Genomic DNA, 12,974 nt, shown 5'->3' with positions numbered 1-12,974 from the left:
ATAACAGATAAAATCAAATGGAACATATTATCGAATGTAACAATCTGACGCACTATTACGGCAAACGGTTGATTTACGAAAATCTTAGTTTCACAGTACCCAAAGGACGCATCCTGGGACTGTTGGGAAAGAACGGTACGGGCAAGACCACCACTATCAATATCTTGAGCGGTTACCTGAAACCCCGTTCGGGAGAATGTCGCATCTTCGGACAGGAGATACAGACAATGGCACCGGCTCTGCGTCGCAATATCGGACTGCTCATCGAAGGTCATGTGCAATATCAATTCATGACCATCACCGAGATAGAGAAATTCTACGCAGCTTTCTACCCCGGTCAATGGAAAAAGGAAGCGTACTATGAACTGATGAATAAGTTGAAAGTCGCTCCCGGACAACGTATCTCACGTATGTCATGCGGACAGCGCTCACAAGTTGCCCTCGGACTTATCCTTGCACAAAACCCGGAACTTCTAGTATTGGACGACTTCTCACTCGGACTCGATCCCGGTTACCGCCGCTTGTTTGTCGACTATCTCCGTGACTATGCCCGCTCGGAAGGGAAAACCGTCTTCCTGACCTCACATATCATTCAGGATATGGAACGACTCGTTGATGACTGTATTATCATGGACTACGGAAAGATACTGATTCAGAAACCAATCGTCGAATTACTGGAAAAAGGACGTCGCTACACTTTCACTATTCCCGAAGGTTATGAACTTCCTGCGTCTGATGATTTCTATCATCCTTCTGTCATGCGAAACCAGTTGGAGACCTTCTCCTTCCTGCAACCGACAGAGACAGAAGCAAAACTGAAATCAATGTCAGTGCCTTACACTAATTTTCATAGTGAACAGGTAAATTTGGAGGATGCATTTATCGGCCTGACAGGCAAATACTGATTAAATTAAGAATAAAAATTGGCTACTCGTAACCCACAAATCATAATTCATAAATCATAAATCCTCAAAAATGTACGCTATATTTTATAAAGAATGGATAAAGACACGGTGGTATTTTCTGCTTGCCGTGCTCGCCACACTCGGTTTTACAGGCTATTGTATGCTTCGCATCAACCGGGTGGTAGAAATGAAAGGGGCTGCTCATGTATGGGAAGTCATGCTGCAACGCGATGTTATCTTCATTGATATGTTGCAATATATCCCCCTGATTGCCGGAATCCTGATGGCAATCGTGCAGTTTGTCCCCGAGATGCAACGCAAATGTTTGAAACTGACTCTCCATCTGCCTTATCCGGAACTAAAAATGACGGGCAATATGTTACTCTCCGGACTCATATTGATTCTTGTCTGTTTTGCTTCTAATTTCCTGTTGATGGAAGTATACCTGAACGGAATACTTGCCCATGAACTGAAGAACCACATATTGCTCACCGCTTTAACGTGGTATCTTGCCGGGATTTCCGGCTACCTGCTCGTCGCATGGATCTGCCTTGAACCGGCATGGAAACGTCGTATTCTGAATCTCATTATCGCTGTATTGTTACTCCGGATCTTCTTTCTGTCGCCCACACCGGAAGCATACAACAAGTTCCTCCCTTATTTAGTGGTTTATACTTTGTTGACAGCTTCTTTCTCGTGGCTTTCTATCGTACGATTTAAGGCCGGAAAGCAGGACTAAACAATTAAAAATTAAAGATTAAAAATTAAAAGATTGAGAAATGAGACGTTTCAGTACCATACTATTATATGTAACCATCGCTTTCCTGCTTCTTTGGCAGTTGCCTTGGTGTTACAATTTCTTTGTCGTAAAGCCGGAGAAGACTCCCTTTACCCTATATAGTTTCGTCATTGGCGATTTCGCACAGATGGGACAGGAAGAGGGAAAGGGAAGCGTGCGTCGCGACTTGGCAGGAAACATTTATTCGGAAGCTGCTTTCGACAGCATCCTGCCTATGTTTTACTTCCGCCAGTTGATGTCTGACGAGCGTTTTCCAGATACCATTCAAGGAATCGCAGTGACTCCCAAAATGGTGCAGACGGAAAACTTCAACTTCCGCAGCGTTCCTTCGGATATCAATGCGCCTTCTATCGGACTTTACCCGCTAATGGAATCCATGTCAGGACGTGTGGATTTAAAAATGCCGGATGATGTATTCCGCATCACCTCCAAAGGGATCGAATTCATCGACATGGCTACCAACAGCGTGAAGGAAGATAAAAGCCTTCAGTTTACCGAAGCTATGACTAAGAAAGATTTTCGTTTCCCGGCAACGGAGATTGTAGGAAATCCGACGGTGAAAAAGGAGTATGACGAAGGTTACCTTCTATTGGATGCCGACCGCCGTCTGTTTCATCTGAAACAGGTGAAAGGGCGTCCGTATGTCCGTGCCATCACCTTGCCTGAAGGACTGACGTTAAAGCATCTGTATCTGCCCGAGTTCAGAAACAAAAAGACGCTTGCTTTTATGACCGATGTCAACAACGCCTTCTATGTGTTGCAGAATCGGACGTATGAAATCGTAAAAACAGGAATCCCGGTATTCAATCCCGAAACGGATGCACTAACCATTATCGGTAATATGTTCGATTGGACGGTACGTGTGACTACTCCGACCTCTGATAATTATTACGCATTGAATGCCGACGATTATTCATTGATTAAAAAATTAGAGAACGCATCGTCTACTCATTCCATGCCCGGTATTACTTTCACATCTTATACTGATAAATATGTAATACCACGTTTCGAATAGTATTCCCATATTGAATGTAACAGTTGTAAGGGACTATCAAAAGTCAATCTATTAAATATGACTTAGGGTAGTCCCTTACAGTTTTCTTCCCATGCGTGTATAGGAAACAAAAAGAATTACAATCTTTTCTTCTGTAAGTATAGGCTTTTTCCGGCAAGAAAGTTTATCTTTGCCGACTCATTCAAATATTCAGACCGCAATTGCTTCTGCATTATACACAAACAAATACGGTAAAACGAAAAAACTCAAATTAAAAACCGTATGAAAGTTTACAAAGCATTTGCTTTCCTAAGTATCTTCATCATATTGTTCTATAATTGTTCGCTCCCTGCTAATGACGAAGAAAAAGGAGATTCAGAGGGAGAGGATACAGTTACCTCCGAACTTCCCTGGGAAGGAGAGATGGACAAATTCACCATCAATTCTAAAGAAGGAATCCATCTGAATGATCCATACGAAGACGCCGGAACAGCTTATGTCACCATTCCTTCCACCTCTGTAAAAAATACCCGTTGGGAATTTGGAGTTCACCTCACCTTTAATCCTTCCGCTAACAATTATGCACGATTTTATCTGACTTCTTCCTCAAACATTCTTTCCGGTAATTTAAACGGTTATTATATTCAGATAGGAGGAGCCAAAGATAATGTAACTCTTTATCGTCAAAACGGAGACCAATCTAAACTACTGGCTTCGGGAAGAGAGTTGATGAAAGGAGACTCTTCACCGAAACTATATATAAAAGTAGAACGTGACAATAATGGTTACTGGACTTTTTGGACACGACGTGAATCCGAGAATGAATACGTAAAAGAAAAACAAATAAAAGATACCGATATACAAACTTCCCGCTACTGCGGTATATACTGCATTTACACCAAAACCCGCTGTAAAGGATTTACATTTCATCACATACAGCTATCTAATAACGTAGAAACGGACACTACACCTGATGAAACACCCGATCATCCCGGAACAGACATTCCAGATAATCCGAACACCCCCGAATTACCGAAAGATGTGAGAGGTATGCTTCTTTTCAATGAAATCATGTATAATAATGCCACTGATGGTGCAGAATATATAGAAATCTACAATCCGACTGAACAGGCTATCATTTTACCGGCACTTTATCTATATAAGATGTATAAAGACGGGGCAATATACAATACTACCATCCTTCAAAATGAAAGTCCTTCTACTCCCCTAACCATTCCTGCCAAAGCATATCTTTGCTTCACGAAATACTTCAACAGAGTTGTTCAGAAACATAAAGTCGGTGGAGAAAATATAATAATTATACCGAACTTCCCGGCACTGAACAATAATGGCGGGTATCTGGCACTTTCAAGTAGTAAAGAGACTGCACCAGGACATACTTTTGACACTTGTTGTTTTAGAGATGAAATGCACACCATTGATAAAATAACCGGCGTTTCGCTTGAAAAGAAATCTCCGGAGTTGTCCTCGCTCAACAAAAACTGGCGTTCCTCCAAACATGCCACCGGAGGCACACCCGGAATAAAAAATATGTAAGAGTATGTATATCTATGATAAATTCCCTACATTTGTAGGCAAAGTAAACAAGTTCCGGATATTCATCCTCAAACGAATTTAAACAGCAGATATGAGTCCAGCCGTTATATCTATTACTACTGTGGCATACTTTATCATCCTGTTCACTATCTCTTATATAGCAGGACGCAAAGCCGACAATGAAGGATTCTTTGTAGGAAACCGTAAATCAGCCTGGTATATCGTTGCCTTTGCCATGATCGGTTCCACCATTTCCGGAGTCACCTTCGTTTCCGTTCCGGGTATGGTACAGGCAAGTAGCTTTTCTTACCTGCAGATGGTGCTGGGATTCATAGTAGGACAAATTATCATTGCATTTGTACTTGTTCCCCTCTTTTATCGCATGAATCTGGTTTCCATTTATGAATATCTGGAGAACAGGTTCGGAAGCTCTTCCTACAAGACGGGAGCCTGGTTCTTTTTTATTTCAAAGATGCTAGGGGCAGCCGTCCGGCTCTTTCTCGTATGCCTGACATTGCAGTTTCTTATCTTCGATCCTTTCCATCTCCCATTCCTGTTGAACGTGATCCTTACGGTATTTATCGTATGGCTTTACACTTTCCGCGGTGGAGTGAAATCATTGATATGGACGGATGTTCTAAAAACATTCTGCCTGGTAGTGTCGGTTGTACTTTGCATCTATTATATTGCTTCCAGCCTGCATCTGAATTTCAGCGGTCTGGTTAGTACGATTTCAGACAGTGACTTTTCCAAGACATTCTTTTTTGACGATGTCAACGACAAACGATATTTCTTCAAACAATTCCTGGCAGGTGTATTCACCGTTATTGCCATGAACGGGCTCGACCAGGATATGATGCAGCGCAATCTTAGCTGCAAGAACTTCCGGGACTCGCAGAAAAATATGATTACCAGTGGAATCTCACAGTTCTTTGTCATTCTGCTTTTTCTGATGCTGGGAGTACTGCTATATACGTTCACAGCACAGCAAGGCATTGAGAATCCGGGAAAAAGCGACGAGTTGTTTCCGATGATCGCTACCGGAAATTATTTTCCCGGCATAGTCGGAATATTATTCATTATCGGACTGATAGCCTCCGCCTATTCTGCAGCGGGTTCTGCCTTGACGGCACTGACCACTTCTTTTACTGTAGATATTTTACATGCACAGATAAAAGGAGAGGCGGCACTTAGCAAGATACGCAAACAGGTACATATCGGTATGGCAGTTGTGATGGGGGCAGTCATTTTTGTATTCAATTTGCTGAACAACACCAGTGTGATTGATGCGATTTACACATTGGCCAGTTATACGTATGGTCCTATCTTAGGGTTGTTCGCTTTCGGCATCTTCACCAAGAAACAAGTTTATGATAAATATATTCCGTTGGTAGCTATCGCTTCTCCTATTCTTTGCTATATCCTGCAACGAAATTCGGAAGCATGGTTCAACGGTTACCAAATTAGTTACGAGCTGCTATTATTTAACGCTGCATTTACTTTCATCGGGCTTTGCTTCCTCATTCGAAAGAAATCAACGATGGACAATACGACAGTTCTTTAATATTAAGATGAAGATGAAGAAGAAAATTAATTGCTTCATACCTTTCGGCACCCCGGAAGATACCATGCAGACAGTAAAGGAACTACAAGTGTCAGAGCTAGTAAATAAGATCTATTTATTAGGTTCGGAGCCCGGTAAGAAAGCTCTTCCGGGTTGTGAATATCTCTCTGTTAAAGGGTTCTATTCCACAGACACAATGAAAACAATTGCAGCCAATGCCAATACGGAATATACTCTGTTCTACTTGAAACAAACTCCATTAAAACTGGGACTGTATGCCTTGGAACGCATGGTGCAAATCATGGAGAACGATAAAAAGAATGGAATAGTTTATGCCGACCACTATCAGCTGATTAACGGAGAACTTAAACAAGCACCTGTCATTGACTACCAATTAGGAAGCGTCCGGGATGATTTCGATTTCGGTTCCATGCTTCTATTCAGTTCTTCTGCCTTCACTAAAATAGCAGATGCTTTGCGTGAAGAGTACAAATACGCAGGACTATATGCTATGCGTCTATTCATCTCTTACAAATATTCAATTGTGCACATCAATGAATATCTATACATCGAAATTGAAACAGATACCAGAAAAAGCGGAGAGAAACAATTCGACTATGTAAACCCCAAAAATCGGGAAGTACAAATTGAAATGGAAGCTGCCTGCACCGAATACCTGAAATGTATTGATGCTTATTTCATGCCTACTTCTTCACGGCCTGTAAATCTTCACAGCGAAAACTTTGAATTCGAGGCATCTGTCATCATCCCTGTACGCAATCGTGCTCATACAATCCGCGATGCTGTCAATTCGGCTTTAAACCAACGGACCACTTTCTCTTTTAACATTATTGTTATCGACAATCATTCCACCGATGGAACGACGGAAATTCTCCAGGAACTAAGTAGCGATAAAAGATTGATCCATATCATCCCCCAAGAAAATGATTTAGGTATAGGAGGGTGCTGGAACAAGGGTATATGTCACGAAAAATGCGGAAAGTTCGCTATACAGTTAGATAGCGACGATTTATATAAAGATGAATCCACTTTACAGAAAATCGTAGACACCTTTTATAAGGAAAGCTGCGCAATGGTTATAGGTACCTATCTAATGACCGACTTCCAACTGAACGAAATCCCCCCCGGTATCATTGACCACAAAGAGTGGACACCGGAAAATGGAAAGAACAACGCTCTACGTATCAATGGTTTGGGTGCTCCACGAGCTTTCTACACTCCTATTCTTCGTGATATCAAATTGCCGAATACCAGCTATGGTGAAGATTACGCCATAGGATTACGAATCTCACGGGAGTATAAGATCGGACGTATCTATGATGTAATATACCTCTGTCGCCGTTGGGAAGGTAACTCTGACGCCGCATTAAGCACAGAAAAAGTCAATCGGAACAACTTCTACAAAGACCGAATCCGCACATGGGAAATTAAGGGCAGAATCCAGATGCATACTATCGATGAAGAGTTTCAAGAACTTGTAGAGGAAATGATAGAAAACCAAAAAGAAAACTGGGAACTTGCGAAAAGGAACTATGAAGCGTTGGAAGAAAATCTGGAAAAGAAAAAAGTCTTGAAACTGAAGGAAGAAGATAGAGAGATGAAAGTTAGAATTTTCCCGAATCCTCAACGCATCCTCTCGACCATGGCAAAAACAGATAGTCGTTCTATCCAGGAAAGGCCTTGTTTCTTATGCGGGAAAAACCGCCCCGCAGAGCAAACATATCTAGCATTCGGACATTATGAGGTATGCCTCAACCCCTACCCCATTTTTCAGCGTCACTTGACAATCATCGACAAGGAACACACTCCACAAAGCATGAAAGGACGTTTTGAAGATATGCTTCACTTAGCTGAAAACCTGGACGAGTTCTATATACTCTATAACGGACCGGAGTGCGGTGCTTCCGCCCCTGACCACATGCATTTCCAGGCAGCAGGAAAAGAAGAAGAACTGACTAACCCTTTTGCGCTGAATTTCTTGAAGAGTATATTAGAAAATGAAAACGGCGTAACAACTTATGTAGACAATGTATTCACAACTTGCATAGGTATGACATCAGGTCTGAAAATTGACTTAATGCAACAATTTGAAAAGGTCTACCAAAATCTTTCCATCATTTATTCGGATAAGGAACCTTTAATCAACATGATAACCTGGTATGGTCTCGATAAAATAAGCCATTTCGGAGGTGACGAAATAGAAGTATGGAATTGCATCATTTTCCTACGCTCAAAACATCGTCCCGATTGCTATTATACCCCAAAAGAAAAAGGGCTATTAATAAGTCCGGCTGTTGCAGAAATGGGTGGCATATTCCCGATTGTCAGAGAAGAAGACATGGATAAATTAAACGCCAAAAAACTCACAGAGATTTACAAGGAGATAAGTTTATCTCCCCAACAATTAAATACTCTATGCGATCAATTATTCAAAAAGAAATAGTAATAAAGTAATATGCGAGTCCCCTTAATAAGTGTTGGTATTCTTTCCGGGAAAGAGATTGAATTTTCTTTCCCTATAAAATTTATCTCCTCCGACGGAACGGAAAGCTCCGGTATGCAAAAGGCTATTTACCGGGATGGGAAGATTCATTGGCAAGGGAAAGAATATAATGAATTATCTTTCACTCCCCAACAAGGTGCACCTGCTTTCTTTGAACTGAAAGATGTGACCATCGGAATCAACTTCCATTGGGAACGCAAAGAAGTCCAGAAATTCAAAGGGGAGTTAAAGATCATCGTCGAAGGGGAACAACTTACTGCTATCAATATTATTTCCATCGAAGAATATCTCATCAGTGTGATTTCATCAGAAATGAGTGCTACTGCTTCTTTAGAACTACTAAAGGCACATGCTGTTATTTCCCGAAGTTGGCTGTTGAATAAGTGTAAGACAGAGAGTAGAAAACAGGAAATGAAGAACGAGAAAACAGGAAAGTCTATACAGAAGGATAGCGCAACCTGTTCTCCATCTTTCGTTTCGGATTCTCAATTTATCAAATGGTATGACCACGAAGCGCACAAAAACTTTGACGTATGCGCAGACGATCACTGCCAACGGTATCAAGGAATCACACGTGCCTCAACACCACAAGCTATCGAAGCAGTCACTGCTACCCGGGGCGAAGTATTGATGTATGCAGGAACGATTTGTGATGCCCGTTTCTCTAAATGTTGCGGCGGGGCTTTTGAAGAGTTCCAGAATTGTTGGGAAAACGTAAAGCACCCCTATCTCATCGGTCAACGGGATTGTAAGATCGAAGACCAACTACCCGATTTGACAATAGAGACGGAGGCTGATAAATGGATTCGTACTTCTCCTGTCGCATTCTGCCACACGCAGGACAAAAAGATTCTAAGCCAGGTTTTAAACAACTATGACCAGGAAACGACAGACTTCTATCGTTGGAAAGTCTGCTACTCCCAACAAGAACTTTCAACCCTGATTCATCAACGTTCGGGGATTGATTTCGGGCAAATTCTGGACTTAATTCCTATAGAACGGGGAACGTCGGGACGCCTTGTCCGATTGAAGATTGTAGGAACCTTGCGGACACTTATTATCGGAAAAGAGCTGGAAATACGTCGTACCCTATCTACTTCCCATCTTTATAGTTCCGCCTTCGTAATAGACAAGGAATATGAAGAAAAGGGACATAAAAAAGATAAAATTCCTTCACGATTCATCCTTACCGGAGCCGGATGGGGACATGGAGTAGGACTTTGTCAGATTGGTGCTGCCGTAATGGGAGAGCAAGGTTATAAGTATGAAGAAATACTGTCTCACTATTACCCCGGCAGTACGCTCGAAAAACAATATCAATGAAAAAAAGAACAATGCCATGACAACACCCACTATAAAAAGAAATCCCTGGAGCTGGATACCAACCCTCTACTTCGCAGAAGGGCTGCCCTATGTAGCGGTAATGACGATTGCTGTTATCATGTACAAGCGTTTGGGATTATCCAATACGGAAATAGCCTTATACACTTCCTGGCTCTATCTTCCCTGGACTATCAAACCTCTATGGAGTCCATTCGTCGATCTGGTGAAAACAAAACGGGCTTGGATTATTGCCATGCAAGGTTTCATCGCCGCCGGATTTGCAGGGATAGCCTTCTTTATCCCAACTGCACATTATGTACAGTTGACTCTTGCTTTTTTCTGGTTGCTAGCCTTCAGCTCCGCTACACATGACATCGCTGCAGATGGTTTCTATATGCTCGGACTCAATAATAAGGAACAATCTTTCTTTGTCGGTATCCGGAATACCTTCTATCGGCTTGCCAACATCTTCGGGCAGGGAATTCTTGTCATGCTGGCAGGATGGTTGGAAACATCACAAAACAATATTCCCTTGGCATGGAGTATTACATTCTACCTTCTTGCAGGATTGTTTCTTGCTCTTACTATCTATCATCGTCTGATTCTCCCCCATCCTGATTCGGACATTAAACGTCCCGGACTCACACCGGGTAAATTGTTGGGAGATTTTCTTCTGACCTTTGTCACCTTCTTCAAGAAAAAGAACCTGGGTCTCATGTTCTTTTTCCTTCTCACTTACCGGTTGGGAGAATCACAGTTAGCCAAAATAGCTTCTCCTTTCCTGCTCGATGCTACCGATAAAGGTGGGCTAGCTTTATCTACCGCAACTGTCGGAATGATCTATGGAACTATAGGCGTCATAGCTTTATTAGTTGGCGGAATCATCAGTGGTTTCCTCGTTTCCCGCGACGGATTCAGAAAATGGATATTACCTATGGCGTTAGCTATCAACCTTCCTGATCTATTATATGTATGGATGGCTGCCGCCACTCCGGATAATCCTATATTTATAGCCATTTGCGTAGCTATCGAACAACTGGGCTATGGTTTCGGCTTTACCGCTTATATGCTATATCTGATTTATATTGCGGAAGGCGAACACAAAACGGCGCACTATGCTATCGGAACCGGGTTTATGGCACTTGGTATGATGCTTCCGGGGATGCCTGCAGGATGGATACAGGAGCATCTCGGATACACCAACTTCTTTATTTGGGTTTGTATTTGTACCCTACCCGGTATCGTCGCCTCATTAATGATCCGCAACCGACTGGAAGATTCTTTCGGAAAGAAACAATAAACTTACTTATTAACTTAACACATTAAAAAGTGACAGTCATGAATACAACAAGTAACAAACGCCTTTTGGCACTCGATGTAATGCGAGGCATTACTATCGCAGGAATGATTCTGGTTAATAATCCGGGCTCTTGGGGACATGCATACGCTCCCCTAAAACATGCCCAATGGAACGGTCTTACCCCCACAGACCTAGTTTTCCCTTTCTTCATGTTTATCATGGGAATCTCCACCTACATCTCACTTAAAAAGTATAACTTTACATTCAGTACTCCGGCTGCCCTGAAAATAATCAAAAGAACCATTGTTATTTTCCTTATCGGAATAGCCCTCAACTGGTTTGCCTTACTGTGTTACACCCACAATCCTCTCCCATTTGAGCAAATTCGCATCTTGGGAGTCATGCAGCGTCTTGCGCTCTGCTATGGTGCTTCAGCACTTATTGCCTTGCTATTGAAACACAAGTATATACCTTATCTGATTGTGGTATTATTAGTAGGTTATTTCATTATTCTCATTACCGGTAATGGTTTTGCCTACAACGAAACGAATATTCTTTCCATCGTCGACCGCAGCATCTTGGGAGACGCTCATATGTATCAAGACAACCACATTGACCCGGAAGGACTTCTTAGCACTATTCCTTCTATCGCACACGTATTGATCGGATTTTGCGTCGGCAAACTACTCATGGAAGTAAAAGATATACATGAAAAATTGGAACGGCTTTTCCTTATCGGTACTATCCTGACTTTTGCAGGTTTCCTATTTAGCTATGGTTGCCCATTCAACAAAAAGATATGGTCGCCCACCTTTGTGCTGGTCACTTGCGGATTAGGCTCCAGCCTATTAGCTTTACTCGTCTGGATTATCGATATCAAAGGATGTAAAAAATGGAGCCGTTTCTTTGAATCTTTCGGAGTGAATCCTCTCTTTATTTATGTAATGGCAGGTGTCATCGCCGTTTTGGTAGGCGCTATCACCGTCACTTATCAGGGAGAAAGTGTCCCCATCCAACAAGTCGTCTACAGATGTGCCCTCCAACCTGTTTTCGGGGATGAAGGAGGTTCTCTTGCCTATGCTATCCTCTTTGTCTTACTTAACTGGTCAATAGGCTATATATTATACAAAAAGAAAATATACATTAAGATATGATACTCATTGCAGATAGTGGTTCTACCAAAACCGACTGGTGCATCGTTTTCAACGACACCCCAATCAAACGAATTGGAACGAAAGGAATCAATCCCTTCTTCCAATCAGAAGAAGAGATTCAACAAGAGCTGACACATTCCCTTTTGCCACAACTACCGGAAGGAACGATCAACTCCGTCTTTTTTTATGGTGCAGGATGCACTCCCGAAAGAGCTCCCGTTCTCCGACGGGCCATTGCCGACAGCCTGCCCGTGATCGGAAATATCAAAACTAACTCGGATATGCTTGCCGCTGCCCGCGGACTATGCGGACATGAAGCTGGGATTGCCTGCATCCTCGGCACAGGTTCCAATTCTTGTTTCTACAACGGCGAAGAGATTGTCAACAACATCTCCCCTTTAGGCTTTATCTTGGGCGACGAGGGAAGTGGAGCTGTCCTTGGCAAATTACTGGTAGGAGACATCCTGAAGAACCAGCTTCCACCCGCCATCAAAGAAGCTTTCTTAAAACAGTTCGACCTGACGGCTCCCGAAATCATCGACCGGGTGTATCGCCAACCCTTCCCGAATCGTTTTCTGGCAAGTCTCTCCCCCTTTATAGCGCAACATCTGGAAGAGCCGGGGATACGACAATTAGTGCTTGATAGTTTTATTGCTTTCTTCCGAAGAAATGTAATGCAATATGATTACACGCAGTACCCTGTACATTTTATCGGATCAGTGGCTCACTGCTACAGGGAGATATTACAAGAAGCTGCACAAGAGACAGGAATCAGAATCGGAAAGATTCTGCAAAGTCCGATGGAGGGGCTAATTTTATATCATACCGCTTCATCTCAATCCTTGTAATTTGTA

General features: G+C 42.4%; 10 protein-coding genes. All 10 read left to right on the top strand.

The genetic code is table 11. The features are described 5' to 3' along the window. Window positions 1–17: 17 nt before the first annotated feature. Window positions 18–905, top strand: coding sequence for an ABC transporter ATP-binding protein (locus tag KSX81_RS14640; RefSeq protein ID WP_004299701.1), 888 nt, complete (start codon window positions 18–20; stop codon window positions 903–905). A gap of 70 nt (window positions 906–975) precedes the next feature. After that, window positions 976–1,644: a hypothetical protein gene (locus tag KSX81_RS14635; protein ID WP_004299700.1), complete on the top strand. Its 669-nt coding sequence runs from the start codon at window positions 976–978 to the stop codon at window positions 1,642–1,644. Window positions 1,645–1,684: 40 nt separating this feature from the next. Beyond that, entirely contained in the window at window positions 1,685–2,719 is a 1,035-nt protein-coding gene (locus KSX81_RS14630) for a DUF4857 domain-containing protein (protein WP_004322229.1), read from the top strand. Window positions 2,720–2,980: 261 nt separating this feature from the next. Beyond that, window positions 2,981–4,255 (top strand): hypothetical protein, encoded by a 1,275-nt coding sequence (locus tag KSX81_RS14625; protein ID WP_008776472.1) that lies wholly within the window; start codon window positions 2,981–2,983, stop codon window positions 4,253–4,255. A gap of 91 nt (window positions 4,256–4,346) precedes the next feature. Beyond that, the gene (locus KSX81_RS14620) at window positions 4,347–5,819 is read left to right on the top strand and encodes a sodium:solute symporter (RefSeq protein ID WP_004322231.1); all 1,473 of its coding nucleotides are present in this window, start codon (window positions 4,347–4,349) and stop codon (window positions 5,817–5,819) included. Between the two features lie 13 nt (window positions 5,820–5,832). After that, on the top strand, window positions 5,833–8,283 hold the full coding sequence (locus KSX81_RS14615) for a DUF4922 domain-containing protein (protein ID WP_217725421.1): 2,451 nt from the start codon (window positions 5,833–5,835) through the stop codon (window positions 8,281–8,283). A gap of 12 nt (window positions 8,284–8,295) precedes the next feature. Then, on the top strand, window positions 8,296–9,666 hold the full coding sequence (locus tag KSX81_RS14610; protein WP_004322233.1) for a SpoIID/LytB domain-containing protein: 1,371 nt from the start codon (window positions 8,296–8,298) through the stop codon (window positions 9,664–9,666). A gap of 16 nt (window positions 9,667–9,682) precedes the next feature. Beyond that, window positions 9,683–10,966: an MFS transporter gene (locus KSX81_RS14605; protein ID WP_004299693.1), complete on the top strand. Its 1,284-nt coding sequence runs from the start codon at window positions 9,683–9,685 to the stop codon at window positions 10,964–10,966. Between the two features lie 38 nt (window positions 10,967–11,004). Beyond that, a complete protein-coding gene (locus KSX81_RS14600; RefSeq protein ID WP_004299692.1) occupies window positions 11,005–12,120 on the top strand; it encodes an acyltransferase family protein in 1,116 nt (371 codons plus the stop codon). After that, window positions 12,117–12,968, top strand: a complete 852-nt coding sequence (locus KSX81_RS14595; protein WP_004299691.1) for an ATPase — start codon at window positions 12,117–12,119, stop codon at window positions 12,966–12,968. Before KSX81_RS14600 ends, KSX81_RS14595 begins: the two co-directional genes overlap by 4 nt. Window positions 12,969–12,974 lie beyond the last annotated feature (6 nt).

It is taken from the genome of Bacteroides sp. MSK.18.37, from assembly GCF_019129155.2.
GTDB classification, from domain to species: Bacteria; Bacteroidota; Bacteroidia; order Bacteroidales; family Bacteroidaceae; genus Bacteroides; species Bacteroides ovatus.
Note: the sequence above shows the minus strand (reverse complement) of the source record. Positions and strands in the feature narration are given on the sequence as shown.

What these genes read in the sequence shown, in the direction of transcription:
- KSX81_RS14640 (WP_004299701.1), top strand. Translation starts at nt 18, where the DNA reads ATGGAACATATTATCGAATGTAACAATCTGACGCACTATTACGGCAAA.
- KSX81_RS14630 (WP_004322229.1), top strand. Translation starts at nt 1,685, where the DNA reads ATGAGACGTTTCAGTACCATACTATTATATGTAACCATCGCTTTCCTG.
- KSX81_RS14605 (WP_004299693.1), top strand. Translation starts at nt 9,683, where the DNA reads ATGACAACACCCACTATAAAAAGAAATCCCTGGAGCTGGATACCAACC.
- KSX81_RS14595 (WP_004299691.1), top strand. Translation starts at nt 12,117, where the DNA reads ATGATACTCATTGCAGATAGTGGTTCTACCAAAACCGACTGGTGCATC.
- KSX81_RS14600 (WP_004299692.1), top strand. Translation starts at nt 11,005, where the DNA reads ATGAATACAACAAGTAACAAACGCCTTTTGGCACTCGATGTAATGCGA.
- KSX81_RS14635 (WP_004299700.1), top strand. Translation starts at nt 976, where the DNA reads ATGTACGCTATATTTTATAAAGAATGGATAAAGACACGGTGGTATTTT.
- KSX81_RS14620 (WP_004322231.1), top strand. Translation starts at nt 4,347, where the DNA reads ATGAGTCCAGCCGTTATATCTATTACTACTGTGGCATACTTTATCATC.
- KSX81_RS14610 (WP_004322233.1), top strand. Translation starts at nt 8,296, where the DNA reads ATGCGAGTCCCCTTAATAAGTGTTGGTATTCTTTCCGGGAAAGAGATT.
- KSX81_RS14615 (WP_217725421.1), top strand. Translation starts at nt 5,833, where the DNA reads ATGAAGAAGAAAATTAATTGCTTCATACCTTTCGGCACCCCGGAAGAT.
- KSX81_RS14625 (WP_008776472.1), top strand. Translation starts at nt 2,981, where the DNA reads ATGAAAGTTTACAAAGCATTTGCTTTCCTAAGTATCTTCATCATATTG.